This window comes from Hydrogenophaga sp. T66, assembly GCF_057219855.1.
The window spans coordinates 45,636-71,083 of record NZ_JBXVVX010000006.1; the positions used below are offsets into that span (position 1 = coordinate 45,636).

At 71.7% G+C, this 25,448-nt stretch carries 26 protein-coding genes; 10 read left to right on the forward strand and 16 right to left on the reverse strand.

What is annotated here, in order from left to right:
• Positions 1-80: 80 nt before the first annotated feature.
• The 3 genes from AC2D80_RS15100 to AC2D80_RS15110 are packed head-to-tail and all read right to left on the reverse strand — an operon-like array spanning position 81 to position 2,556.
• Positions 81-746, reverse strand: a complete 666-nt coding sequence (locus AC2D80_RS15100) for a histidinol-phosphatase (protein ID WP_484633863.1) — start codon at positions 744-746, stop codon at positions 81-83.
• Positions 743-1,429 (reverse strand): DnaA regulatory inactivator Hda, encoded by a 687-nt coding sequence (hda, locus tag AC2D80_RS15105; protein WP_484633864.1) that lies wholly within the window; start codon positions 1,427-1,429, stop codon positions 743-745. The genes AC2D80_RS15100 and hda overlap by 4 nt, the downstream gene beginning before the upstream one ends.
• On the reverse strand, positions 1,426-2,556 hold the full coding sequence (locus AC2D80_RS15110) for an AI-2E family transporter (protein WP_484633865.1): 1,131 nt from the start codon (positions 2,554-2,556) through the stop codon (positions 1,426-1,428). The genes hda and AC2D80_RS15110 overlap by 4 nt, the downstream gene beginning before the upstream one ends.
• 124 nt (positions 2,557-2,680) lie before the next feature.
• On the opposite strand from AC2D80_RS15110, the gene purM reads away from it, so the two are divergent.
• On the forward strand, positions 2,681-3,718 hold the full coding sequence (purM, locus tag AC2D80_RS15115; RefSeq protein ID WP_484633866.1) for a phosphoribosylformylglycinamidine cyclo-ligase: 1,038 nt from the start codon (positions 2,681-2,683) through the stop codon (positions 3,716-3,718).
• 31 nt (positions 3,719-3,749) lie between these two features.
• On the opposite strand, the gene AC2D80_RS15120 is transcribed toward purM, so the two are convergent.
• From AC2D80_RS15120 to murJ, 5 genes are all read right to left on the reverse strand, one after another.
• Positions 3,750-4,328 carry a Rossmann-fold NAD(P)-binding domain-containing protein gene (locus AC2D80_RS15120; RefSeq protein WP_484633912.1) on the reverse strand — a complete coding sequence of 193 codons (579 nt, stop codon included), beginning with the start codon at positions 4,326-4,328 and terminating at the stop codon, positions 3,750-3,752.
• Between the two features lie 47 nt (positions 4,329-4,375).
• The gene (locus tag AC2D80_RS15125) at positions 4,376-5,326 is read right to left on the reverse strand and encodes a PA2778 family cysteine peptidase (RefSeq protein ID WP_484633867.1); all 951 of its coding nucleotides are present in this window, start codon (positions 5,324-5,326) and stop codon (positions 4,376-4,378) included.
• On the reverse strand, positions 5,323-5,715 hold the full coding sequence (locus AC2D80_RS15130) for a PA2779 family protein (RefSeq protein WP_484633868.1): 393 nt from the start codon (positions 5,713-5,715) through the stop codon (positions 5,323-5,325). The genes AC2D80_RS15125 and AC2D80_RS15130 overlap by 4 nt, the downstream gene beginning before the upstream one ends.
• Positions 5,716-5,842: 127 nt before the next feature.
• Positions 5,843-6,703 (reverse strand): SirB1 family protein, encoded by an 861-nt coding sequence (locus AC2D80_RS15135; protein ID WP_484633869.1) that lies wholly within the window; start codon positions 6,701-6,703, stop codon positions 5,843-5,845.
• A 25-nt stretch (positions 6,704-6,728) separates the two neighbouring features.
• Positions 6,729-8,294: a murein biosynthesis integral membrane protein MurJ gene (gene murJ, locus AC2D80_RS15140; RefSeq protein WP_484633870.1), complete on the reverse strand. Its 1,566-nt coding sequence runs from the start codon at positions 8,292-8,294 to the stop codon at positions 6,729-6,731.
• Between the two features lie 119 nt (positions 8,295-8,413).
• Between murJ and rpsT the strand changes: the two genes are divergently transcribed.
• Positions 8,414-8,710: a 30S ribosomal protein S20 gene (gene rpsT, locus AC2D80_RS15145; RefSeq protein ID WP_484633871.1), complete on the forward strand. Its 297-nt coding sequence runs from the start codon at positions 8,414-8,416 to the stop codon at positions 8,708-8,710.
• A gap of 153 nt (positions 8,711-8,863) precedes the next feature.
• Here the strand turns inward: rpsT and AC2D80_RS15150 are convergent, their stop codons facing one another.
• Positions 8,864-9,169: a DUF3579 domain-containing protein gene (locus tag AC2D80_RS15150; protein WP_484633872.1), complete on the reverse strand. Its 306-nt coding sequence runs from the start codon at positions 9,167-9,169 to the stop codon at positions 8,864-8,866.
• A gap of 274 nt (positions 9,170-9,443) precedes the next feature.
• Between AC2D80_RS15150 and AC2D80_RS15155 the strand changes: the two genes are divergently transcribed.
• The 8 genes from AC2D80_RS15155 to kynA all read left to right on the forward strand — a co-directional run bounded on the left by AC2D80_RS15155 (position 9,444) and on the right by kynA (position 16,262).
• Positions 9,444-10,643 carry an acetylornithine/succinylornithine family transaminase gene (locus AC2D80_RS15155; RefSeq protein ID WP_484633873.1) on the forward strand — a complete coding sequence of 400 codons (1,200 nt, stop codon included), beginning with the start codon at positions 9,444-9,446 and terminating at the stop codon, positions 10,641-10,643.
• A 43-nt stretch (positions 10,644-10,686) separates the two neighbouring features.
• On the forward strand, positions 10,687-11,664 hold the full coding sequence (gene argF, locus AC2D80_RS15160) for an ornithine carbamoyltransferase (protein WP_484633874.1): 978 nt from the start codon (positions 10,687-10,689) through the stop codon (positions 11,662-11,664).
• Positions 11,665-11,701: 37 nt separating this feature from the next.
• Positions 11,702-12,013: a YkgJ family cysteine cluster protein gene (locus tag AC2D80_RS15165; protein ID WP_484633875.1), complete on the forward strand. Its 312-nt coding sequence runs from the start codon at positions 11,702-11,704 to the stop codon at positions 12,011-12,013.
• A complete protein-coding gene (locus AC2D80_RS15170; RefSeq protein ID WP_484633876.1) occupies positions 12,010-12,363 on the forward strand; it encodes a YkgJ family cysteine cluster protein in 354 nt (117 codons plus the stop codon). The genes AC2D80_RS15165 and AC2D80_RS15170 overlap by 4 nt, the downstream gene beginning before the upstream one ends.
• A 4-nt stretch (positions 12,364-12,367) precedes the next feature.
• The gene (locus tag AC2D80_RS15175) at positions 12,368-13,318 is read left to right on the forward strand and encodes a class I SAM-dependent methyltransferase (RefSeq protein ID WP_484633877.1); all 951 of its coding nucleotides are present in this window, start codon (positions 12,368-12,370) and stop codon (positions 13,316-13,318) included.
• A gap of 79 nt (positions 13,319-13,397) precedes the next feature.
• Positions 13,398-14,078, forward strand: coding sequence for an arylformamidase (gene kynB, locus AC2D80_RS15180; RefSeq protein ID WP_484633878.1), 681 nt, complete (start codon positions 13,398-13,400; stop codon positions 14,076-14,078).
• A gap of 14 nt (positions 14,079-14,092) precedes the next feature.
• Complete coding sequence (gene kynU / locus AC2D80_RS15185; RefSeq protein WP_484633879.1) at positions 14,093-15,367, forward strand: kynureninase; 1,275 nt, start codon at positions 14,093-14,095, stop codon at positions 15,365-15,367.
• A 10-nt stretch (positions 15,368-15,377) separates the two neighbouring features.
• On the forward strand, positions 15,378-16,262 hold the full coding sequence (gene kynA, locus AC2D80_RS15190) for a tryptophan 2,3-dioxygenase (protein WP_484633880.1): 885 nt from the start codon (positions 15,378-15,380) through the stop codon (positions 16,260-16,262).
• Between the two features lie 5 nt (positions 16,263-16,267).
• Here kynA and AC2D80_RS15195 read toward each other — a convergent pair whose 3' ends face one another.
• The 7 genes from AC2D80_RS15195 to acnA are packed head-to-tail and all read right to left on the reverse strand — an operon-like array spanning position 16,268 to position 25,403.
• Complete coding sequence (locus AC2D80_RS15195) at positions 16,268-17,251, reverse strand: Bug family tripartite tricarboxylate transporter substrate binding protein (protein ID WP_484633881.1); 984 nt, start codon at positions 17,249-17,251, stop codon at positions 16,268-16,270.
• Positions 17,252-17,264: 13 nt separating this feature from the next.
• Complete coding sequence (locus AC2D80_RS15200; RefSeq protein ID WP_484633882.1) at positions 17,265-18,485, reverse strand: FAD-dependent monooxygenase; 1,221 nt, start codon at positions 18,483-18,485, stop codon at positions 17,265-17,267.
• A gap of 55 nt (positions 18,486-18,540) precedes the next feature.
• A complete protein-coding gene (locus AC2D80_RS15205; protein WP_484633913.1) occupies positions 18,541-19,593 on the reverse strand; it encodes a VWA domain-containing protein in 1,053 nt (350 codons plus the stop codon).
• A 32-nt stretch (positions 19,594-19,625) separates the two neighbouring features.
• Positions 19,626-20,630 (reverse strand): DUF58 domain-containing protein, encoded by a 1,005-nt coding sequence (locus AC2D80_RS15210; RefSeq protein ID WP_484633883.1) that lies wholly within the window; start codon positions 20,628-20,630, stop codon positions 19,626-19,628.
• A gap of 1 nt (position 20,631) precedes the next feature.
• Complete coding sequence (locus tag AC2D80_RS15215; RefSeq protein ID WP_484633884.1) at positions 20,632-21,660, reverse strand: AAA family ATPase; 1,029 nt, start codon at positions 21,658-21,660, stop codon at positions 20,632-20,634.
• A 26-nt stretch (positions 21,661-21,686) separates the two neighbouring features.
• The gene (locus AC2D80_RS15220; protein WP_484633885.1) at positions 21,687-22,625 is read right to left on the reverse strand and encodes a S1C family serine protease; all 939 of its coding nucleotides are present in this window, start codon (positions 22,623-22,625) and stop codon (positions 21,687-21,689) included.
• A gap of 54 nt (positions 22,626-22,679) precedes the next feature.
• Positions 22,680-25,403 (reverse strand): aconitate hydratase AcnA, encoded by a 2,724-nt coding sequence (gene acnA, locus AC2D80_RS15225; protein ID WP_484633886.1) that lies wholly within the window; start codon positions 25,401-25,403, stop codon positions 22,680-22,682.
• Positions 25,404-25,448: the final 45 nt, after the last annotated feature.

Genomic DNA, 25,448 nt, shown 5'->3' on the forward strand with positions numbered 1-25,448 from the left:
GCGGTCAGAGGGTGATGGGGGCTCAGGCGGAAGGCGCCGGGGTTCCGCGGGGCATCGGCTTCAAGGCGGCTGGGCCGATCTCAGAAGAGATGGAGGACGCGCCAGCCGCGCTGGCGGGCGATCTCGCCCAGGCGGTCGTCGGGGTTGGTGGCCACCGGTTCGTGCACCTTCTCCAGCAACGGCAGGTCGTTGGGCGAGTCGCTGTAGAAGACGCTGTGCGCCAGGTCGGCCCAACGCAGGCCGCGCCCGGCGAGCCATTGTTCCACACGCGCGACCTTGCCCTCGCGGAAGGACGGGACGCCACGGATGGCGCCGGTGGGCAGCCCGGTCTCGTCGCGTTCGAGCTCGATGGCAATCAGGTGCTCCACGCCAAAGGCCTGCGCGATCGGGCGCGTGACGAATTCATTGGTGGCGGTGACGATCACCACGGTGTCGCCCGCGTCCTGGTGGGCCCGCACGAGCGCTCGGGCCCGCTCGGTGATGGCCGGCCGGATGACCTCGTCCATGAAGCGGCGGTGGGCGGTCTCGGCCGCCACCTGCCCATGTTCGCGCACGGCGTCGATGGCGAAGCGCACATAGGTGTGGATGTCCAGCGTGCCGGCCTTGTAGGCCTGGTAGAAGCCATCGTTGGCGCGGCGGAAAGCGTCGGCATCGCGCCAGCCCAGACGCACGGTGAACTCGCCCCAGGCGTGGTCGGAGTCGAGGGGGATCAGCGTGTGATCGAGGTCGAACAGGGCCAGCTTCATTCGCTTTCCAGCATGGACTTGATGAGGGGAATGGTGATGGCGCGCTGGGTGCGCAGCGCGTACGCGTCGAGCTGGTCGAGCAGAAGCATGAGGCTGGAGAGGTCGCGCGAAAAGCGGTTGAGCATGAAGTCCATCACCTCGTCGCCGAGGAACACGCCGCGCTCGTCAGCGGCGCGGCGCAGCACCGCGCGGCGCTCGGTCTCGCCCAGCGCGCGCAGCTGGAACACATGCCCCCAGCCCAGCCGGGTGCGCAGGTCGTCGCGCAGGCGCAGATCGGCCGGCGGCTGGGCGGCGGCGGCGAGCACCCAGCGCGCCGGTCCGCTGGCGGGTGTCTGGGCGTTGACGAACCAGTTGAAGGCCGCTGCCTGCTGCGTGGCGGTGTAGAGGTGGCAGTCGTCCATGACCACCGCCTCCCAGCCTTCGTCGAACTCGCCGGGGTCGAGCACGCTGGCGTCGAGCCAGCCCACGCGTGCGCCGCCCTCGCGCAAGGCCTCCCGCACCGCGCGCAGCAGGTGCGTTTTGCCGCTGCCGCCCTCACCCCACAGGAACGTGGGCACGGGCGAGCGATGGGGGTTGCGGGTCCACAGCCGCAGGTGATCGAGCGCCGCCTCGTTGCCGACCGGCACGAAGTTGTCGAGCGTGGGCAGCGGCGCCAGGCCGATGTCCAGGGCGAGCTGCTTCATGCGTCGGCCTTCGGATCGGTCGGGGAGGATGTGGGACCGGCCTCGGCGGCGGGGGCAGCGGACGCGCCCTCGGTGTACAGGCGACTGGCCAGGTACCGCGCCTGCACGCGGCGCACCGCCACCAGCAGCACGGCACTCACCGGCAGCGCGATCAGCACCCCGACAAAGCCGAACAGGTGACCGAACGCCAGCAACGCGAAGATGACCGCGATCGGGTGCAGGCCGATCCGCTCGCCCAGCAGACGCGGCGTGAGGTACAGGCTCTCCACCAGCTGGCCCACGGCGTACACCACTCCCACCAGCAACACGCCGGTCAGCGTCTGGAACTGCAACAGCGCGGCCATCAGCGCCATCACCAGACCCAGACCAAACCCGAGGTACGGCACAAACACCGCCAGCCCGGTGAACACCCCGATGGGCAGCGCGAGCTTCAGCCCCACCGCCGCCAGCGCCACCGTGTAGAACACGGCCAGCACCGCCATCACCAGCAGCTGGCCGCGCAGGTACTGGCCCAGCACCTCGTCGGTCTCGCCGAGGAAACCGTCCACCCCAGCGGCGAAGCGGGGCGGAATCAGGCGCTTCAGGCGCGCGACCAGCCCATCCCAGTCGAGCAGCAGATAGAACGCCACGATGGGCATGAGCACCAGGTTGCCAGCGAGCGCGGCCAGGGCGCTGCCGCCGATGCGCAGCGAGGACAGCAGTCCGTCGATGAGTTGCCCCTCATGTCCACTGATGAGGTTGCGCAGCCAGCCACGCACCGCGGCGGTGTCGATCTGCAGGTCAAAGCCAAACCGGGCCGCCAGCGGCACCAGGTGCTCGTTGACCCGGTCGAGCAGCAGCGGCACCTGTTCGCGCAGCAGCGGCACCTGCCGCGTGATCACGGGCACGATGAGCAGGACCACCGCCAGCAACACCAGCATGAGCATCGAGATCGCCAGCCCGGCGCCCAGCCAGCGCGGCACCCCGCGCGCGGCCCAGCGTTCCACCGGCGGGTGCAGGGCGTAGGCCATGGCCAGCGCCAGCACGAAGGGCGTGAGGACCGGGGCCAGCAGCGTGAGCAGCAGCCAGAAAGCCAGCGCGATGGCAGCCCACGCGGCGGCGCGGGTCTGGGTGGGGGTGAATGTCATGTGGGTTGGGGGCACGGGGCCGGTCAAGGGCAAACCCGTAAAATCCGCCCAAATTTTAGTCGGCCCCCCCGGGGGTATCCGACCGCCCCTCCCCTGCCCCCACCGCCCGCCCCGGGCCGCCCCCATGAGCTCCAACGCCACCCCCCTCTCGTACAAAGACGCCGGCGTCGACATCGACGCCGGAGACGCGCTGGTCGAGCGCATCAAACCGCTCGCCAAAAAGACGATGCGCGAAGGCGTGCTGGCCGGCATTGGTGGCTTTGGCGCGCTGTTCGAGGTGCCCAAGCGCTACCAGGAGCCGGTGCTGGTGAGCGGCACCGACGGCGTGGGCACCAAGCTCAAGCTCGCCTTTGAATGGAACATGCACGACACCGTGGGCATCGACCTGGTGGCCATGAGCGTCAACGATGTGCTGGTGCAGGGCGCCGAACCGCTGTTCTTCCTCGACTACTTTGCCTGCGGCAAGCTTGATGTGGACACGGCCGCGGCCGTGGTGGGCGGCATCGCCAAGGGCTGCGAACTCAGCGGCTGCGCGCTGATCGGCGGTGAGACCGCCGAGATGCCCGGCATGTATCCGCCGGGCGAGTACGACCTCGCGGGCTTCTGCGTGGGCGCGGTCGAAAAGTCGAAGATCCTCACCGGCCAGAACGTGGTCGCGGGCGACGTGGTGCTGGGGCTGGCCTCGCACGGGGTGCACTCCAACGGCTTCTCGCTGGTGCGCAAATGCATCGAGCGCGCCGGCGCGAACCTGCCCGCCACGCTGGACGGCCAGCCGTTCCGCGAGGCCATCATGAAGCCGACGCGCCTGTACGTGAAAAACGTGCTGGCCGCGCTGGCGGCGCATCCGATCAAGGCGCTGGCCCACATCACCGGCGGCGGCCTGCTGGAGAACATCCCGCGCGTGCTGCCCGAGGGCACGGCGGCCCACCTGAGCCAGGGCAGCTGGCCGCAGACCGAGCTGTTTGCCTGGCTGCAAAAGACGGCCGGCATCGATGACATCGAGATGAACCGCACCTTCAACAACGGTATCGGCATGGTGGTCGTGATCGCCGCCGACCAGGCCGCCGCCTGCGCCGCCACGCTGCGCGCGCTGGGCGAGACGGTGCACGAGATCGGTGTGATCGCGCCGCGTGGCAACGGCGCGCCGGTCGTGGTGGCCTGAGCCCGCCCACCAGTTGCCGCGCCGACGCCGCTCAGATGGCTTCGGACGGAATCACGTGAACGCCCGGTGCACCGCCCAGGGCGGCGTCGAGCAGACAGCGCGCAATCCGCTCGGCCGGTACGACCCGCCAGCGCCGCGGCAACAGCGGCTGCACCCAACCCGACACCCGCACCGCGGCCTGCTCCAGCGGCCGGCTCTCGGCGCGCGCGCCGCCGATCAGGCCGGGGCGCACCAGCGTGAGCGACGGGTAGCCCACGGCCTGCAGGTCGCGTTCGGTTTCGCCCTTGGTGCGCGAATAGAGCACCGGCGATGACGCGTCGGCACCGAGCGCCGAATTGAAGGCGTAGACACGGGCACCGTGCCGCCGGGCGAGGTAGGCGACTTCGAGCGGAAAGTCGTGGTCCACGCGGACAAAAGCGGCCGCCGAGCCGGCCTGGCGCCGGGTGGTGCCCAAGGTGCACACCACCGCGTCCACCGCCCACCAGTCGGCGTCTTGCGGCAAGCGCGCGAAATCCACGACCGGGTTGACCAGCCCGGGCCGGGGATCGAGGGCGCGGCGGGTGGGGGCCACCACCGCGCTGACCCGCGGGTCGGCGAGCGCCAGGGCCATCGCGTGGCTGCCGACCAGGCCGGTGGCACCGGCGATCAACAGGCGCGTCACCGCGCGGCCTCCGCCCGGGCCAGCAGTGCGCGGTAGTCGGCCTGCCGCGGGCCACCCAGCGCCACCGCGCGGGCGGCGGCCCGGCGAGCGGCGTCGCGCTGGCGCAGGTCAAGGCGGGTCTGGGCCAGGTTGTGCCAGGCGTCGGCGAAGTCGGGGTGCTGGATCACGGTGCGCTCATAGGCGTCGGCCGCCTGGGTCAGACGGCCCTGGGCATGGGCGGTGTTGCCCGCGCCCAGCAGCAGGAAACGGTGCGTTGGCCAGCGGGCCAGCCCGCTGCGGTACGCCACCTCGGCCGCGGCCACATCGCTGCGCTCCAGCGCAGCCACGGCACGGGCCCACCCGTCGGCCTCGGCGGTGACCGGCACCCGGGACGGGGCGGTGACGCGCAGCGCCCAATGCTCGGCGCGCGCCCAGGTGAACTCGAATGTGCGCAGCGCCGTGGGCAGGCGGGGCGTGGTGCCCGAGTGCAGGTACAGCTCGGCGCGGTCGCGGTCAAAACCCACCGCCACGGCGTAGTGCCACTGAGGCGCGATGGGCAGGGCCAGGTTCTGCAGCACCAGCACCGGCGCCCCATCGGCCAGCTCGGCCAGCAGGACCGGCAGCCGCGGCGCAATCGGGTAGGCCACCAGCCCCTGCCGCCGGGCGGCGGCCAGCATTTCGGTCTGCAGGGAGCCCTGTCGCCCGGGCAAATAGACCTGCGGGGTGAGCTCCGCGGGCGTGACGCGGCGACCGGCGGCCTGAGCCACCGTGGCCAGCGTGGCCGGGCCGCACAGCAGGTCGTCTTGGGGAAAGAAGGGCACGCCGTCGAGCATCACGCGGGGCGGCAGTCCCGGCGGCCAGTCGGTCTGCAGGGCCGTGACGGCCGCGGGTGTGGCGCAGCCGCCCAGCAGCGCGCTGGCCGTCGCGCCGGCGCCCAGCGCGAGCGCGCGTCGGCGCGTGACGATCATCGGATCGGACGGGTGAACGGGTAGACCTTGGTGAAGCCCAGGATGTCGGTGACCAGCAGGATCAGGAACACGGTGAACAGCACGCCGACCACGCCAGCCCCGGCCGGGGCGCGGTCCACGCGCTGGGCCAGCTCGGCGACTTCGGCGTCGGACATGGCCTGCACGCGGGCGATCGCGTCATCGGTGTTCACGCCCTGCTGCACCAGCGCGGCGCGCACGTCGTCGCGGGCGAGGAACGCGCTCACGCGATCCCGGTCGGCCTGGCCCGCGGGCGTGACCATGGCCTGCTCGGTGGAGACGATGCCGGCCTGCGCGGTCAGGGGCACGCTGGCCAGGGTCATGCAGGGGATCAGGGCGGTGGCCACGGCGCGGGCGAAGGTCTTGTTCATGGTGTGCTGAGGGGGTTGAAAAGCCGGGGATGGTGGCCAGCCGGGGACGCGGCGTCAACCGCGCTTACATGAGGAAACAGGCGGTGAAAACCGGGACACGCCAGCGGCCAGCAGGCTGGGCGGCCACTCAGCCATTGAGCGCGCGGCGCAGTTCCTGCAGCCGCTGGGCGATGGCGTCGCGGTCCAGCGCGTCGTCGGTGTGGGCGACGTAAACCTCCAGATCGTCCACCGCGCGGCGGGCCTGGCCGAGTTCGGCCCACGCCAGGCCGCGGTCGCGGCGCTCGACCCAGGCGTCTGGCAGGAGCACGACCAGCCGGTCCTGCACCGCGATCAGGCGCGCCCAGTCTTCCTGCGTGCGATGAATTTCCTTGAGGTTGCGCAGCAGCCGGGCCAGGATGTCCCGTGGCGTGGCGGCCTGCAGATACAGGCCGACCGGCACGTCGAAATCATCGACGAGGCCGTTGCGGCGCTTGTAGGGCTCCAGCCGCTCGGACAGATCTTCGCGGCTGAGGGACTGCCCGGTGAAGGGGTCGATCACCACCTGGCCGTTGGGCAGGTTGACCTTCACCATGAAGTGGCCGGGAAAGTTCACGCCGCGGGCCTTGAGCCCCAGGCCGTGGGCCAGTTCGAGCCACAACATCGCCAGCGTGATGGGAATGCCGCGGCGGGTGCGCAGCACCGCGTTGAGGTAGCTGTTGTCGGGGTCGTAGTAGTTGTTGACGTTGCCGCCAAACCCCATGTCGCGGAAGAAAAACTGGTTGAGGGCGCGCAGCCGCTGCAACGGCCCCGCGTCGGACGGGCAGCGCCGGCGCAGGCGGGCGAGCATCTGATCCACGTCGCCCAGAACCTGCTGGACATCAAGGTCGGGGTATTCGTCCTGCGCCACGGCCACGGCGGCCTCGAACAGCGGCAGGCTGTCGTCGTCCCGCACGAGCGACGTGAAGTAATCCAGCGGGCTGGGCGCAGAGAAGTTCAGGCCGATGGGCATGGCAGCGGGCGGTGGGCGCGGAGCCTCATTGTCGGACGAACTGGCGCAGTTGCAAGCCGCTGAGGAGCAAGGCACCGAAATACACCACCCCCGCGCCCAGCACGCACACCGCCAGCAGGCCGATACGCAGGAACGCGCCGCCGTCGAAAGCGGTCCAGTTCACCTGCGCGGCCGCCCACATCAGAAACACCGCCAGCAAGGCGCTGGCGGCCAGCACCTGCAGGCCAAACCGCGCCCAGCCTGGGGCCGGGCGGTACGCGCCGCGGCGCACCAGACCGACCAGCAGCAGCAAGGCATTGACCAGCGCACCCAGGCCAATGGCCAGCGCCAGCCCGGCGTGGGCCAGCACCGGCACCAGGACGAGATTGAGCACCTGGGTGAGGATGAGCACGCCGATGGCGATCTTCACCGGCGTGCGGATGTCCTGCCGGGCGTAGAACCCCGGCGCGAGCACCTTGATGGCGATCAGGCCCAGCAGACCGGCGCCGTAGCCCATGAGCGCCACCGCGGTCTGCTGCACGTCGGCGGCCGAGAATCGGCCGTAGTGGTACAGCACCGCCACCAGCGGCGCGGCGAAAGTCAGCAGCGCCACCGCCGCCGGCACCGCCAGCAGCACCACCAGCCGCAGGCCCCAGTCGAGCAGGCCGCTGTAGCGGTCGGTGTCACCCGCCGCCTGGGCCGCCGCCAGCTGCGGCAGCAACACCACGCCCAGCGCCACACCCAGCAAGGCGGTCGGAAACTCCATCAGCCGGTCGGCGTAGGTGAGCCAGCTGACGCTGCCCACGGCCAAGTGGGAGGCGATCTGCGTGTTGATCAGCAGCGACACCTGCGCCACGCTCACCCCGAGCAAGGCCGGCAGCATGAGCTGCGTCACCCGGCGCGTGCCCGGGTGGGCCCAAGCGGCCTTGAGCCGGCCCCAGGTCAGCCCGACGCGCGGAAGGAGGCCCAGCGCGTGCAGCGCCGGAATCTGCACGCCCAGCTGCAACATCCCGCCCACGAGCACACCGCCGGCCATGGCGTAGATGGGCTCAATCCCCTGCTCGGCTAACCAGGGCGCCCCCCACCAGGCTGCGCCGATCATGGCCACGTTGAGCAGCACCGGCGTGGCCGCCGGCACCGCGAAGCGCTTCCAGGTGTTGAGCACACCAGCGGCCAGTGCCACGAAGGACATGAATCCGATGTACGGAAACATCCAGCGCGTCATGACGACCGCCGCATCAAACCCTTCCGGCGACTGCTTCAGCCCGGCGGCCATGGCGTAGACCAGCACCGGCGCCGCCGCCACGCCAATGACGCAGGTGGCCGTCAGCGCCCAGGCCAGCACCGTGGCGATCTGGTCGATCATCTGGCGGGTGGCCTCCTCGCCGTCCTTTTCCCGCGCCGCCGCCAGCACCGGCACAAAGGCCTGGCTGAAGGCGCCCTCCGCGAACAGACGGCGCAGGAGGTTCGGGATGCGGAACGCGACGTTGAACGCGTCGGTCAGCGCGCTGGCGCCAAACGTCGCGGCCATGAGCAGTTCGCGCGCCAGGCCGGTGATCCGGGACGCCAGCGTGAGCAGCGAGACGAGGGAGGCGGACTTGAGGAGTGTCACGCGGCACAGTGTAGCCACGCCGCCCGGGGCGCCGACCGGGGGTGGGTTGCCGCACCGAGCGGCGGGCTATAATGCTCGGCTTTGCTGGCAACATCCACAAACACCGAAGGACCACCACCATGGCCACCAAACCGAAGAAAAAGAACCCCCGTCTGGCGTCTGGCCGCAAACGCGCCCGCCAGGACGTCAAGCTCAACGCCGCCAACAGCTCGCTGCGCTCGAAGTACCGCACCGCGGTGAAGAACGTGGAGAAGGCCGTCGTGGCCGGCGACAAGGCCAAGGCCACCGAGCTGTTCGCCAAGATGCAAGCCGTTGTCGACACCATCGCCGACAAGGGCATCTTCCACAAGAACAAGGCCGCTCGCGACAAGAGCCGCCTGTCCGCCAAGGTGAAGGCGCTGGCCGTCGCGGCCTGAGCCCCACCCACAGCCGCCCGGGCCCCCAGGGGCCTGCCGTTTGAATCGGGTGCGCTGCCAGCAAAAGCAAAAAAGCCGTCGCAAGACGGCTTTTTTGCGGGTGGCGAGGTGATTTCTCAGGGCGCTTCGGGGGCTAAGCCGTTGCCCATGCCCTCATTCGGGCAGCAGACAGCCCTCCGCGACCTGCAGTCCGTTGTCCTTGGCGAAGTTCATGACGAAGTCCCAGGCCATGGGCTCGGCATCGCGCAAGTCGGTGTGGACGACCACGCATTTCACGCCGTGCATCACGTTGGGCACACACCAGGGGCTGTAGCTCAGGTGGCTGCCGGGCTGCGCGCCGCCGGGGCGGAAACCGCTCATCACGCCCGCCAGCCGCTCCGCCCAGTCGCTGGGGCGAAAGGTGCGTCCATCGTGGGTCTTGCCCAGGATGAACACTTGTTTGGCGGCGGGTGGGGCCATGCAGGACGGGCGCCTTCGGATGGAGGGCTGCGGGAGGGAGCGGTGCCGGCCGCGGGGATCGCCGCGCTGCCGGAGTCTCCCGGAATTCTATCTTATATAAGACCTGAACCGCGGGTTAACCCGGCCCTGTCCACCGCGCCACAGAGCCGATCGGAGCGATGCACGACCGTCATCGATGCTGCGCGCACCTGCGCCTAAAATCGCGCCTCGACGGCCCAACCCGCGGCATTCGGTGTTGGGCCGCTTCTTTTTCCGCCGCGATCCCGGAGCCCGCATGAACGCTGCCCTGAACCCTGTCGCCTCGCCCCACGTGATGAACACCTACGGGCGCCTGCCGATCGCGCTGTCGCACGGCCGCGGATCGCGGGTGTGGGACGTCAACGGCAAGGAATACCTGGATGCACTCGCCGGCATCGCGGTGAACACGCTCGGTCACGCCCACCCCAAGCTGGTGCCGGCCTTGCAGGATCAGGTGGCCAAGCTGATCCACTGCTGCAACTACTACCACGTGCCCGACCAGGAGCGGCTGGCCCAGATGCTGGTGGAGCGCTCGGGCATGACCAACGTGTTCTTCTGCAACAGCGGGCTGGAGGCCAACGAGGCGGCGCTGAAGCTGGCGCGCAAGTTCGGCCACGACAAGGGCATCGAGCGGCCGGAAATCGTGGTGTACGAAAAGGCCTTCCACGGCCGCTCGATCGCGACGCTGTCGGCCACCGGCAACCCGAAGGTGCAGGCGGGCTTTGGGCCGCTGGTGGAAGGTTTTGTGCGGGTGCCGGTCAACGACATCGAGGCCCTGAAAGCCGCCACGGCCCACAACCCGAACGTGGTGGCGGTGTTCTTCGAAACCATTCAGGGCGAAGGCGGTGTGAACCCGATGCGGGCGCAATACCTGCGGGACGTGCGGGCGCTGTGCGACGAGCGCGACTGGCTGTTGATGATCGACGAGGTGCAGTGCGGCATGGGCCGCACGGGCAAGTGGTTTGCCCACCAGTGGGCGGGCATCGTGCCCGACGTGATGCCGCTGGCCAAGGGTCTGGGCTCGGGCGTGCCGATTGGCGCGGTGGTGGCCGGCCCGAAGGCGGCCCACATCTTCCAGCCGGGCAACCACGGCACCACGTTTGGCGGCAACCCGCTGGCCATGCGCGCGGGGGTGGAAACCATCCGCATCATGGAAGAGGACGGCCTGCTGGCGCACGCCGAGCGGGTGGGCGCGCACCTGCGGGGCGCGCTGGAGCGTGGGCTGGCCGGTGTGGCGGGCGTGCGCGAGATCCGCGGCCAGGGGCTGATGATCGGCGTCGAACTTGATCGCCCGTGCGGCGCGCTGACCCAGCGGGCCGCCGACGCCGGGCTGCTGTTGTCGGTCACGGCGGACAGCGTGATCCGGCTGGTGCCGCCGCTGGTGCTGACCACCGACGAGGCCGACGAGGTGGTGCGCATCCTGCTCCCGCTGGTGCGCGCTTTCCTCGCCGAATAAGCCCGACCGCCGCCGCCCGACCGAACACCGATCCCTTCGCACCATGACTTCGACCGCCTCGACGACGATCCGCCCACCCATCCGTCATTACCTGCAATTCAAGGACCTGAGCGCCGCCGAGTATGGCTACCTGCTGCGCCGCGCCGCCTACATCAAGGCGCGCTTCAAGGCGGTGGAAAAGTACCAGCCCTTCGCCGATCCCGACCGCACGCTGGCCATGATCTTTGAGAAGGCCAGCACGCGCACCCGCGTGAGCTTCGAGGCCGGCATGTACCAGATGGGCGGCTCGGTGGTGCACCTCACCACCGGCGACAGCCAGCTCGGCCGCGCCGAGCCCATCGAAGACAGCGCGCGCGTGATCAGCCGCATGGTCGACCTGGTGATGATCCGCACCTTTGAGCAGACCAAGATCGAGCGCTTTGCCGCGCACTCGCGCGTGCCGGTGATCAACGGCCTGACGAACGAGTTCCACCCCTGCCAGATCCTGGCCGACCTGTTCACGCTGACCGAATACCGGCCCGCACCCGGCGGCGACCCGCTGGAGGCGATCCGCGGCAAGGTGGTGGCCTGGGTGGGCGACGGCAACAACATGGCCAACACCTGGCTGCAGGCGGCGCAGCTGCTGGGCTTCACCGTGCACGTGAGCACACCCAGCGGCTACGAAGTCAATGCCGCGCTGGCCGGCGTGACCGACCCGGGCTGCTACCGCGTGTTCGCCGACCCGCGCGAGGCCTGCCGGGGCGCCGACCTGGTGACCACCGACGTGTGGACCAGCATGGGCTACGAGGCGGAAAACGAGGTGCGGCGGGCCGCGTTCAAGCAGTGGTGCGTGGACGAGGCCATGATGGCCGTGGCCAAGCCCGACGCGCTGTTCATGCACTGCCTGCCCGCCCACCGCGGCGAAGAGGTGACCGCCGAGGTGATCGACGGGCCGCAGAGCGTGGTGTGGGACGAGGCCGAGAACCGCATGCACGTGCAGAAGGCGCTGATGGAATACCTGCTGCTGGGTCAGCTGGCCTGACGCGGCGCGCCGCCTGCCTGCCCAGCCCGAGCCGACGATGAGCGCTTGCACCGCCTGCGGCGCCTGCTGCGCCAGCTTCCGGGTGGACTTCTCGGTGTTTGAGACCCAGTCCGAGGGCGGCAGCGTGCCCGACGGGCTGTGGGTGCCGGTGACCGACCACACCGCGCGCCTGCGCGGCACCGACCACAGCCCGCCACGCTGCGCCGCCCTGCACGGGGCCATCGGCCAGCGGGCGACCTGCGGCATCTACGAATGGCGGCCCGGCCCCTGCCGCGAGTTTGAGGAAGGCAGCGACGCCTGCGCGCAGGCGAGACGCCGCCACGGCCTGGCCCCCCTGGAGGGCCCATGAGCGCCGCCGAGCGGGACGCAGCGCCGACACCCAGCGCCTGCACCACCTGCGGCGCCTGTTGCCACAGCTACCGGGTGGAGTTTTCCGTCTACGAACTCGACAGCCTCGGGGGCAGCGTGCCCGAGGCCCTGACCGAGGTGGTGGACGGCGCGACCTGCCGCATGCGCGGCACGGGCGCGGTGCCGATCCGCTGCGTGGCGCTGGAGGGGGAGCTGGGCGTGCGGGCGCTGTGCCGCATCTATCCCCAGCGCCCGCGGCCGTGTGCCGAACTGGAGGAAGGCAGCTACGGCTGCAACAAGGCCCGCGCGCGCCACGGCCTGCCGCCACTGGGCGAGTGGCTGGGAGACTGAACGCGTGAACGCCCTGCTCGACGCCATCGCCCGGGCCACGCCCGGCGCCGACGCCCAGCGCCTGTTCCACGGCCGCGGCGGGCTGCATCCGGGCTGCGAGGACTGGGCACTGGACTGGTATCCGCCGGTGTGGGTGCTGACCCGCTTCGGCGAAGCCACGGAGGCCGACACCCAGGCCATCGGCGCGGCGCTGGCCGCGCGGCAGGCGCAGATCGCGCCCGGCGAACCGCTGAACTGGGTGTTCCAGCGCCGCCAGCCCGACGGCCCGGTGAGCCGGCCCATCACCACCGTGATGGCCGGCGCCGTGCCAGAGCCGCACGTGGTGACGGAAGACGGCGCGCGCTACCGCGTGCACGTGTCGCGCGGGCAGAACCACGGCCTGTTCCTCGACATGGCCGAGGGCCGGCGCTGGGTGCGCGCCCACGCCGCGGGCGCGAAGGTCCTCAACCTGTTCGCCTACACCGCCGCCTTCTCCGTGGCCGCGCTGCAGGGCGGCGCGCGCGAGGTCATCAACCTCGACATGGCCGACGGGGCGCTGGCCACCGGCCAGCAGAACCACCAGCTCAACGGCCTGGGCAGCCGCGCCCGCTTCCTCGCCCACGACCTCTGGAACTCCTGGGGCAAGCTCAACCGCCTGGGCCCCTACGACCTCGTGATCGCCGACCCGCCGAGCTTCCAGAAGGGCAGCTTCGTGGCCACCAAGGACTGGCCGCGCCTGCTGCGTCGCCTGCCCGACCTGCTGACGCCCGGCGGCCGCGCCCTGCTCTGCCTCAACGCCCCCGAACTGCCCGAGCGCTTCCTGCGCGACGCGCTCGCGGCCGAGGCACCGAGCCTCGCGGTGGAGCAGCGTCTGCCCAACCCGCCGGCCTTTGCCGACGCCGCGCCCGACCGGGCGCTGAAGGTGCTGGTGGTGCGCGCACCGGGGCTCGACGCGCCGGCAGTCGCGCCGGGATAGTTGACACCTCAAGTTTTTGGGGCCCTGTTGGAATTAACCGACACCACGCCCCGCGGGCCGGTGCTACTTTCCCGGCCTCATGAAAACGCTCTGGGACATTTCTCCGCCCGTGCACGCCGCCTCGCCGGTGTTTCCGGGTGACACGGCCTACACGCAGCAGTGGGTGGCGCAGATCGGGCCGGGTTGCCCGGTCAATGTCAGCGCCATCACGCTGTCGCCCCACACCGGCGCGCACGCCGACGCGCCGCTGCACTACGACCCCGCCGGCGCGGCCGTGGGCGCGCTCGACCTCGACGCCTTCCTCGGCCCTTGCCGCGTGGTCCACGCCATCGGCTGCGGCCCGCTGGTGCGCCCCGAGCACCTGGCGCACGCGCTGGGCAACGCCGCGCCCGGCCGGGCAGCGCCCGCGGGCTGGGCGAACCGGCCGCTGCCGCCGCGGGTGCTGGTGCGCGTGTACGAGCGCCAGCCCGCGGACCGCTTCGACGACGCCCTGCCCGCCTTCGCGCCCGAGACGGTGGCGCTGCTGGCCGCGCGCGGCGTCGTGCTCATCGGCATCGACAGCGCCAGCGTCGATCCGGCCGACAGCAAGTCGCTGGAGAGCCACCAGGTGCTGCGCCAGCACGGCCTTCGCGTGCTGGAAAACCTGCTGCTCGACGAGGTGCCCGAGGGCGACTACGAGTTGATCGCCCTGCCGCTGAAGCTGACCACCGCCGACGCCAGCCCGGTGCGCGCCGTGCTGCGCGCCCTGCCCCCGACCTGAGACGACCACCCGCCATGACCACCCGAGACGACTGCCTGGCCCTCGATGCGGCCGACCCCCTGCGCGCGCTGCGCGACCAGTTCGACATTCCCGCCGCCACGATCTACCTCGACGGCAACTCCCTCGGCGTGATGCCGCGCAGCACGCCAGCGCGCGTGGCCGCGGTGGTCACGCAGGAATGGGGCACCGACCTCATCCAGAGCTGGAACAAACACGGCTGGTTCGAGATGCCGGGCCGCGTGGGCGACAAGATCGCGCGCCTGATCGGCGCCGGCGCGGGCGAGGTGGTGGCCACCGACAGCACCTCGGTCAACCTGTTCAAGGTGCTCAGCGCGGCCATGGCGATCGCCACCGCCGACGCACCGCAGCGCCGGCGCATCGTCAGCGAGCGCAGCAACTTCCCCACCGACCTCTACATCGCCGAGGCACTGTGCCGCCAGCACGGCTGGGAACTGGTGCTCGTCGAGCCCGAGGAGATCACGGCCGCCCTGCACGCCGACGTGGCCATCCTCATGCTCACCCACGTCAACTACCGCACCGGCGCCATGCACGACATGGCCACGGTGACCGCCGCGGCCCACGCCGCGGGCATCCTCGCGGTGTGGGACCTCGCGCACAGCGCGGGCGCCGTGCCGGTGGACCTGCGGGGCGCGGGCGCGGACTTCGCGGTCGGCTGCGGCTACAAGTACCTCAACGGCGGGCCCGGCGCGCCGGCCTTCGTGTGGGTCAGCCCGCGCCATGCGGACCGCTTCTGGCAGCCGCTGGCCGGCTGGTGGGGCCATGGCGCGCCCTTCGCCTTCACCCCCGACTACCGCCCCGCGCCCGGCATCGCCCGCTACCAGTGCGGCACCCAGCCCATGATCAGCCTGGCCGCGCTGGAGTGCGGCGTGGACACCGTGCTCGCGGCCGAACCGCTGGGCGGCCTGGCCGCGCTGCGCGCCAAATCGCTCGCGCTGACCGACCTGTTCATCGGACTCGTGGAGGCGCGCTGCGCGGGCCATGGCCTGGGCCTGGCCACACCGCGCGATACCGCGCACCGCGGGTCGCAGGTCTGCCTGACCCGCGACCAGGGCGCCTACGCCATCGTGCAGGCGCTGATCGCGCGCGGGGTGATTGGCGACTACCGCGCGGGCGACGGCGGCCGCCACCAGGACATCCTGCGCTTCGGCTTCACGCCGCTCTACCTCGGATTCGCCGACGTGTGGGACGCGGTGGAACACCTGCGGCAGGTGCTGGAAACGGGGGAATGGCAGCGCCCTGAATTCAGCCGCCAGCAGGCCGTGACCTGAGGAGCGACCCATGGCCTGTCCGCACCACCACACCCCGTCCACGTCCCCGGCCCCGACCTCGGCCACCGAAGCCATCGTCCACGACGAGCGCGCCCAGCTCGATTTCAGCCAGGACATGAGCTACGGCGACTACCTGCAGCTCGACGCGATCCTGGGCGCCCAGAAGCCGCTGTCGCCGGCGCACGACGAGATGCTCTTCATCGTGCAGCACCAGACCAGCGAGCTGTGGATGAAACTCATGCTGCACGAGCTGCACGCCGCCATCGGCCACATCGCCCGCGACGAACTGCCGCCGGCCTTCAAGATGCTCGCGCGCGTCTCCAAGATCATGGAACAGCTCGTCCACGCCTGGGACGTGCTGGCCACCATGACGCCGCCCGAGTACAGCGCGCTGCGGCCCTACCTCGCGCGCTCCAGCGGCTTCCAGAGCCACCAGTACCGCTGCATCGAATTCGCCATGGGCAACAAGAACGCCGCGATGCTGCAACCCCACGCGCACCACCCCGCGCGCGCCGCCACGGTGCAGGCGGCCTACGAAGCGCCCTCGCTGTACGACGAGAGCCTGCGCCTGCTCGCCCGCCGCGGCCTGCCGGTGCCGGCCAGCCACACGACCCGCGACTGGACCCGCCCCTACGAGGCCAGCGACGCGGTCGAGGCCGCGTGGCTGCAGGTCTACCGCCAGCCCGACGCCCATTGGGACCTCTACCAGCTCGGCGAAGAGCTCACCGACCTCGAAGACGCCTTCCGCCTCTGGCGCTTCCGCCACGTCACCACCGTGGAACGCGTGATCGGCTTCAAGCGCGGCACCGGCGGCACCGGCGGCGTGAGCTACCTGCGCAAGATGCTCGACGTGGTGCTGTTCCCCGAGATCTGGCGCCTGCGCACCGCGCTGTGACGCGTTCAGCGCGCCGGGGGCGCGAGACGCAGGGCGCGGATGACATCGCCCAGCCGAGCCGTCTCTTCGCGCATCCGCCGCGCGAGCGCCTCGGGGGCGGTGCCGGCGACGGTCCAGCCCTGGGCGAGCAGGCGCTCGCGCACCGCGGGCTGGCGGACGGCGTCGGCCAGCGCGGCGGCGACGCGCTGCGTGTGGGCGGCGGGCTGGGCGCGCGGCATGGCCACGGCGTTCCACACTTCCAGCGGCGGCACGTCCCATCCCAGCGCGGCCAGCGGTGGCACGGCGGGCATGAGCGCGCTGCGGCCGGCGCTGGTGACGCCCAGCGCGGTCAATCGCCCGCCCTGCACCGCGGTGGCGGCCAGGCCGGGGGGCAGCAGGGCCCACTGCAACTCGCCGCCCAGCAGCGCCTGCACAACCTGTGGGTTGCCGGCGTAGGGCACGTGGACCGAGGAAGCGCCGACCGCACGCTGGAGCAGCGCGGCGCCGAGGTGGGCGAGCGTGCCGACGCCGGGTGAGCCGTGGTTCCAGCGGTCGCCGGCGCGGCGGGCAGCGTCGGCGAAAGCGTCCGGACCACCGGCGGCCAGGGGCGCCGACACCACCAGCACCAGCGGCGCCACCACCAGCAGACTGACCGGCGCGAGGTCGCGCGCGGGGTCGTAGGCGGTCGCGGGGTTGAGCAGGCGCGCGGTGGTGAGGTTGCCATTGATCATCAGCCCCAGGGTGTGGCCATCGCGGGCCTGGGCGACGAGGGTCGCGGCGAGATTACCGCCAGCGCCCGGTCGGTTGTCCACGATCACCGGGTGGCCGAGTGCCGCGGCCAACGGCTCGGCCAGCCAGCGGGCGGTGGTGTCGGGCGAGGACCCGGGCGGGAAACCCACCAGCCACCGCAGCGGGCGTTGAGGCCAGCCGTCTGCACGGGCGGGCGAGGACGCCAGCCAGGGGAGCGTGGCAAGCGAGCAGGCAAAGGCGCGGCGGGTGGGCGCGGGCATCAGGCGGCGGATATCAGGCGGGTGTGGTGTGCGGTGGTCGCGGGGGGCCGCTATAGAGCCACGGGTTGTCGAGCAGGCGCTCGCCCAGCAGGTTCATGGCGGCGTTGCGCGCCAGCCGGACCAGACCGCGCGCGTGGAAGATGCGGCCGTTGCGCTGGGAGCGGCGCTGCACCTGCGCGTTGCGGCGCCAGCGGGTCTCGGCGTAGTGGCGGAACAGCCTCGGCCAGTCAATCGCGGCGTGGTGGCGGTCGACCAGCAGCCCGAGGGTCCATGCGTCTTCCAGGGCGAGCGCCGCGCCTTGGGCGAGGTACGGACGCAACGGGTGCGCGGCATCGCCGAGCAGGGCGACGGCGCCACGCGCGTGTTCCCTCGGACCGGTCAGCGGCGGGCGGTCGTGCAAGGCCCAGAGCGTCCAGGCGGGCACCGCGTCGATGAGGGCGCGCAGGTCACCGGCCAGGGGGCCGGTGGCGGCGAGCAGGTCGGCCGCGCGCGCCTGCTGGGTCCAGTGGCGCGGGTCGTCGCCGCCGTGGCCCTCGCCCAGTCGGCCGTGCACCACCGCGACGAGGTTGACGCATTCGCCGCGGCGCACCGGGTAGCTGACGACGTGCATGCGGGGCCCGAGCCAGGCGCTGACCGCGTTGGGCCGCAGCGCGCGCGGCAGTCGATCGGCCGGGATGAGGCCGCGGTACGCGAGATGGCCGGTCCGGCGGACCGGCTGCGCGCCGAGCAAGCCCTCGCGCACCCGGCTCCACAGCCCGTCGCAGCCGACCAGCGCTTCGCCGCGCAGGGTTTCGCCGCTGTCCAGCGTAACGGCGACCGCGCGGTCGACTTCGAAGGAAGCCACCCGCGCCTGCAGGCGCAGCGTGGCGGGCGCGCGAGACTGCACCGCGTCCAGCAGCAGGCGATGCAGATCGGCGCGGTGGATGCTGGCGTAGGGGTGTCCATAGTGCGCCAGGGCAGCGGCGCCCAGGCGCAAGTGGCCCAGTTCGCGACCGTCACGCGCGTCACGGATGCGCAGGTCATCGGGATAGGCCGCCACCGCCTGCAGGGCGCGACCCAGGCCCCAGTCGGTGAGCACGCGCACGGCGTTCGGCCCCAACTGGATGCCCGCCCCCACCTCGCCGAAGGCGGCTGCCTGCTCAAACAGCGTGACCGGCACGCCCGCGCGCCCCAGTGCCAGCGCACACGCCAAGCCACCGATGCCGCCCCCGGCGACGAGCACGTTGTCGTTCATGCGGGCGATTGTGCCGGTCGTTTGGGGGACGACACACCCCCTTTGGGCGGGACGCTCAGAACGATCGCTGGAACCAGAGCATCGACAGCCCGGCCGACAGCACGGCCAGCACCGCGCCGAGCAGGGCCAGCAGCGCCGAGACCTCCGTCTCCTTTTTCTCGACCGTCAGGCGCGCGCTGAGCGACTGGTACACCTGGCGCAGGTTGTCGGCCGTGCCGGCGTAGAAGTACTCGCCCTGCGTGACGCGGGCCACCTGCTTGAGGCTTTCTTCGTCGAGCCGCACGCGCATGGACCAGCCCTCAAACCCGATCACCTCGCCATCCACCGTGCCCACGCCCACGGTGTAGACGCGCACGCCGCGGTCGGCCGCCATCTGCGCGGCCTCGGCGGTGTCCACGCCGGTGGTGCGCTGGCCGTCGGTGAGCAGGATGATCGCGGCCGAGCCGTAGGAGCCGGGCGCGACCGGCACAAAGGGCTTTTCCTCGGGCCGGGGCTGGTCGATGGCGCGGCCGCGCGGCGCGAAGGGATCGGCGTTGCGCTGCTGGCCGAGGTCGTTGAGGTTGATGCGCTGCTCGGGAAACAACTCGGCGAGCGAGACCACGATGGCACTGCCGATGGCGGTGGCGCGCTGCAGCTGGAAGCGGTCGATCGCGGCGTTGAGATCGTCGCGGCTGAGCGTGACCGGCTGGACCACCTGCGCCGACCCGGCAAAGGCCACGATGCCGACCTTCACGTGCCGCGGGAGGTCGGCGAGGAAGGCCTTGGCCGCCTGCTGCGACGCGACCAGCCGGTTGGGCTTCACGTCTTCGGCGCGCATGCTGCCGGACACGTCCATGGCCAGGATGATGGTCTGCTGGGTGGAAGGCAGCGTGATCGAGGCGACCGGCCGGGCCGCCGCGATCAACAGGGCCGCCAGCGCCAGCCACAGCAGCACCGGCGGCACATGGCGGCGCCAGCCGGGGCCACGGCCCAGGGCCTCGCGCACGAGGGCGAGGCTGGCGTACGGCAACACCTGCCGTCGCCGACGCCGCAACAGCCACACGTACAGCGCGGCGAGCAGCGGCAGCGCCAGCAGGCCCCACAGCATCACCGGCCAGAGAAACGACACCGGCAACGCGGCCGGCCACCAGGCGGCAGGATTCATGCGGCACCTCCTATCACAGCCGCCGCGCGGCGCCGCGGGGCCAGGCCGCGGCGCTGGCGGCGCAGGTCCACGAAGCGCGTCACGGCCTCGACCAGGTCATCGTCGGTGGACAGCTCCAGCGTGTCCACGCCCGCGCGCGCCAGCGCCTCGCGCAGCGCCGCCTCGCGCTGCGCGGCCAGGCGCGCAAAGCGCTGGCGAAAACCGCGGTCGGCGGTGTCCACCAGCAGCTGCTCGCCGGTCTCGGCGTCGCGGATCGGCAGCAAGCCCAGGTCGGGCAGCGACAGCTCCAGCGGGTCCAGCAGCCGCACGGCCACCACGTCGTGCCGCTGCGCCAGCGCACCCAGGGGCTTCTCCCAGCCGGGCTCGCTGATGAAATCAGAGACCACGAACACGGTGCTGCGCGCGCGCACCACATGGCCGGCGCTGTGCAACAGGGCGGCCAGCCGCGTACCCCCCCCCGGCGCGGCGGGGGAGGACGCCGGTGCGGGCAGCAGCCGCTGCAGCAGACGCAACACCGCCACACGCCCCCCGGCGGCGGGCAGCACCGCGTCCACCGCCGGGCCGCGCGATCCGTACAGCACGGCGCCCACGCGGTTGCCGTGGCGACTGATCAGGCGGGCCAGCACGCCCACGAAGCCCGTCAGCACCTCGCGCTTGCGCCGCTCGCCCGAGCCGAAGTCGACCGACGGGCTGAGGTCGAGCAGAAACCAGGCCGCCATCTCGCGGTCTTCGGTGAACACGCGCACATGCGGTTGCTGCAGGCGCGCGGTGACGTTCCAGTCGATGTGGCGCACGTCGTCGTGCAGCTGGTACTCGCGCAGGTCGGCCAGGTCCAGGCCGGTGCCGCGCAGCAGCGTGCGGTGGTCGCCCTGCAGCAGGCCATCGAGCCGCTTGATGACCGTCCACTCGAGCCGGCGCAGCACCGCCTCGGCACGCGCCGGCGCGGCGGGGGGCGCCGGCGCGTCCGGCGGGGTCGGGCGGCGACGCAGCCAGGCGAGCATCTCAGGCGGCCTTGGGCGCGGCCTGCAGCGGGCGCGCCGGCGGCGGGATGTGTTTCATCAGCCGGGCCACCAGCGCGTCACCGGTGAAGCCCTCCGACAGCCCTTCGTAGGACAGCACCACGCGGTGGCGCAGCACGTCGGGCACGAGATCGGTCATGTCCTCGGGCAGCGCGTAGTCGCGCCCGCGCAGCAGCGCCAGCGCGCGCGCGCCTTCGACCAGACCGATGGTGGCGCGGGGGCTGGCGCCGTAGGTGATGAAGCGCGCGGTGTCGGCGATGCCGTGGCGGTCGGGCTGGCGCGTGGCCGACACCAGACGCACCGCGTACTGCACCAGCGAGGGGTCCACGTACACGGCCCGCGCGCGCGCCTGCAGCGCCGCGAGCTGCTCGGTGGTGGCCACCGGGCGCGCGTGGATGCGCGGGCCGGTGACGCGCTCGACGATCACCACCTCTTCCTCGTCGGTGGGATAGTCCACCAGCACCTTCATCATGAAACGGTCCACCTGCGCCTCGGGCAACGGGTAGGTGCCTTCGGTTTCGATGGGGTTCTGCGTGGCCATCACGAGAAAGGGCTCGGGCACGCCGTGGGTCTCGCCGGCGATGGTGACCTGGCGCTCCTGCATCACCTCCAGCAGCGCGCTCTGCACCTTGGCCGGCGCGCGGTTGATCTCGTCGGCCAGCAGCAGGTTGGCGAACACGGGGCCCAGCGCGGTGCTGAATTCCCCGGTCTTCTGGTTGTACATGCGGGTGCCCACCAGGTCGGCTGGCACGAGGTCGGGGGTGAACTGGATGCGACGGAAACGACCCTGCACCACGTCCGCCAGCGTCTTGACGGTGAGCGTCTTGGCCAGCCCCGGTACCCCTTCGACCAGCAGGTGGCCTTGCGCCAGCAGCGCCACCATCACCCGCTCCAGAAAGCGGTCCTGCCCGACCACGACGCGCTTGACCTCGTAGAGGATCTGCTCCATGAGGTCCGCCGTGTGAGCGGGGGTCAGGGCGGGTGTGGACGCGCTGGCGGGGTCGGGGTTCATGCGGTCTCCTGGTGCGCCGGATCGGCTCAGAACGGGGGCAGCCCCGCGGCAGCGGCGGCGTTTTCGATCGGCACGGCAAAGCCGATGCCGGCGAAGGTGCGATGGCGGGTGGGGTTGAGGATGCCGGTGACGATGCCGACGACCTCGCCGTCGAGTGTGACCAGGGGCCCGCCGGAATTGCCGGGGTTGGCGGCAGCGTCGAACTGGATGAGGTTGCGCATCTCCTGACCGCCGTCGGGGGACTTGAACGAGCGCCCGAGCCCGGAGACCACGCCGGCCGACACCGACGGGCCGATGCCAAAGGGAAAGCCGACCGCCACCACGCCATCGCCGGGGCGCAGGTCGTGGGTGGAACGCAGCGTGGCGGCCACCAGGTCGTCGGGGATGGTGTGGGCCTGCAGCACGGCCAGATCGTCGTCCGGCTGGGCGCCGATCAGCGTGGCGGCCGAGTCGCTGCCGTCGGCGTAGGTGAGCCTGACGCGCTGAGCGCCTGCCACGACGTGCAGGTTGGTGAGGATGACGCCCTTGTCCACGATGACGACGCCGGTGCCCACGCCGATTTCGTCCATCCGGCCGCGTTCGTCGGGGCCGTAGGCCACCACCCGCACCACCGCGCGGCGCACCTGCTCGGCCGCGCGCGCCGTGGGCGAGGGCAGGGTCTGGGTGGTCAGCGTGCGCAGCACGGCCGCGTCGATGTCCTTTTGCGTGAGCGCCGGGCCGGCGGGCGGACGGGCCCACCACAGCGCGGCCGCTACCGCGCCCAGCAGCGCCCAGCCGGCCACGAGCGCCCGCGGGCTGCGCCACGCGGCGCGGCGTGGGGGTGGGGCGGGGACCGCCGCGGTGTCAGCAGGGGAAGGCGGAAACGACGCGTTGGGTGGACCGCCTGCCGGGCTGGCATCGGCCGCTGCCGCGCCGGCGGCCGCCGTGGGACGGCGCGCTGGGCTGTACAGGGCAGGTTTTCGCATGGCGATCCCCGGTGGCGGCGGTGGGACCCATGATGCCGCGCTTCGGGGCCGCGCTCAAGCGCCGAGCAATTGCCTGAGCACGTAGGGCAGGATTCCGCCCGCGCGGAAGTAGGCCACCTCCACCGGGGTGTCGATGCGCAGCCGCACCGTGGTCTCGACGACGCTGCCGTCCGCGCGGGTGATCCGCAGCCGCGCGGGGCTTTGCGGCGTGAGGTCCGGGTCGGGTTCGATGTCGAGGCGCTCGTCGCCGCGCAGCCCGAGGGTGTCCCAGCCCTCGCCGGGCGCGAACTGCAGGGGCAGCACACCCATGCCCACAAGATTAGCGCGGTGGATGCGCTCAAAACTCTTGGCCACCACGGCGCGGATGCCCAGCAGGCGCGTGCCCTTGGCCGCCCAGTCGCGGCTCGAGCCGGTGCCGTATTCCTCCCCCGCCAGCACCACGGTCGGCACCCCTTCGGCCAGATAACGCTGCGCGGCGTCGAAGATCGGCAGCTGGTCGCCGGAGGGCTGGTGCCGGGTAAGACCGCCCTCTTCCCGCGTGCCGTCGGCGCGCGGCGGGATCATCAGGTTGCGGATGCGCACGTTGGCGAAGGTGCCGCGCATCATCACCTCGTGGTGACCCCGGCGCGCGCCGTAGCTGTTGAATTCCGCCGGCGCAACGCCACGCGCCTGCAGCCACTGCCCCGCCGGCGAACTGGCCTTGATGCTGCCGGCCGGCGAGATGTGGTCGGTGGTGATCGAGTCGCCCAGCAGCGCCATCACGCGCGCGCCGCGGACCGCCGCCGAGGCCACGGACGGGGTCGCGGTGTCGAAGCCCTCGAAGAACGGCGGCTCGGCGATGTAGCTGCTCGCCGGCCAGTCGTAGGTGTCACCCTTGCCGCCGCGGATACGCTCCCACAGCGCGCCCGGCTCGTCCTTGACGCGTTCGTAATTCTCCCGGTAGGCGCGCCCGTTGAGCGCGTGCTTGAGCAGGGCCTGCACCTCCTCGGTGCTGGGCCAGATGTCGCCGAGGTACACCGGCCGGCCGCCGTGGCCGGTGCCGACGGGTTCGGTCATCAGGTCGCGGCGCACCGTGCCGGCGATGGCGTAGGCCACCACCAGCGGCGGGCTGGCCAGGAAATTCGCCTTGAGGTTGGGGTGGATACGGGCCTCGAAGTTGCGGTTGCCCGAGAGCACCGCCGCGCACACGAGGTCGTGCTCGGTGATGGCGGCGTTGAGCTCAGGGCTGAGATCGCCGGCATTGCCGATGCAGGTCGTGCAACCGTATCCGGCCACCGCAAAACCCAGCTGCGCCAGCGGCTCCAGCAGGCCGGTGGCGCCGAGGTACTCGGTCACGATGCGCGAGCCGGGCGCGAGCGAGGTCTTGATGTGCGGCGCCACCCGCAGACCCGCCGCCACCGCTTTTTTCGCCAGCAGGCCGGCGGCCAGCATCACGCTGGGGTTGCTGGTGTTGGTGCAGCTGGTGATGGCCGCGATCAGCACGTCGCCGTGCTGCACGCGCACGCCGCGCCCGGCGGTCGCGGCAGCCGCCGCCCGCGCCGGGGCGACCTGGAAACCGCCGCGGTCGGTGGGCGCGGTGAGCAGCTCGTCGAAGCGGCGTGCGACCTGTCCGATCTCGATCCGGTCTTGCGGGCGTTTCGGGCCCGCCAGGCTGGGCGCCACGCTGCCCAGGTCCAGCGTGATCACGGCCGAGTAGTCGATCTCTCCGGCGCGCGGCACGCCAAACAGCCCCTGCGCCCGGAAGTACGCCTCCACCGCCTGCACCTCCGCGCGCGCCCGGCCGGTGCCGCGCAGGTAATCGATCGTGCGCTCGTCCACCGGAAAGAAGCCCATCGTCGCCCCGTATTCCGGCGCCATGTTGGCGATCGTGGCGCGATCGGGCAGCGACAGCGAGGCCGTGCCCTCGCCGAAGAACTCGACGAACTTGCCGACCACCTTGTGGCGACGCAGCAGCTCGGTGACCGTCAAGACCAGGTCGGTCGCGGTCACGCCGCCGCGCAACTGCCCGCGCAACTCCACGCCAACCACGTCGGGCGTGAGGAAGTACACCGGCTGGCCCAGCATGGCCGCCTCGGCCTCGATGCCGCCCACGCCCCAGCCCACCACGCCCAGACCGTTGATCATGGTGGTGTGGCTGTCGGTGCCCACCAGGGTGTCCGGGTAGTAGAGGCCGCCCTTGAGATGCACGCCGCGCGCCAGGTGCTCCAGGTTGACCTGGTGCACGATGCCGAAGCCCGGCGGCACCACGCCGAAGGTGTCGAAGGCCTGCATGCCCCACTTCATGAACTGGTAGCGCTCGCGGTTGCGCTGGAACTCCAGCCGCATGTTCAGGTCGAGCGCGCGTGGCGTGCCGTAATGGTCGACCGTGACCGAGTGATCCACGACCAGGTCCACCGGCACCAGCGGCTCGATCTTGCGCGGATCGTGGCCCAGACGCTGCGCGGTGCTGCGCATCGCGGCCAGATCAGCCAGCAGCGGCACGCCGGTGAAGTCCTGCAACACCACGCGCGCCACGGTGAAGGGAATTTCCTCGGTGCGCGCTGCGGTGGGCTGCCAGGTCGCCAGCTGGCGCACATGCTCGCGCGTGACGCGCTCACCATCGCAATGCCGCACCACGCTTTCCAGCACCAGCCGCAGGGCGTGGGGCAGCCGCGCCACCCCCGGAAACTCCCGCGCCAGCGCGGGCAGCGAGTACAGCCGCCCGGTCTTGCCCGGCGCGGGCGCGAAAGTCTTGAGCGTGTGGGCGAAGGGATGGGCGAAGGTGGTGGGCGTGTCCATGGAGGCTCCGGCGGGTTGCGCGGGCCATTCTGCCGGGCAGCGCAG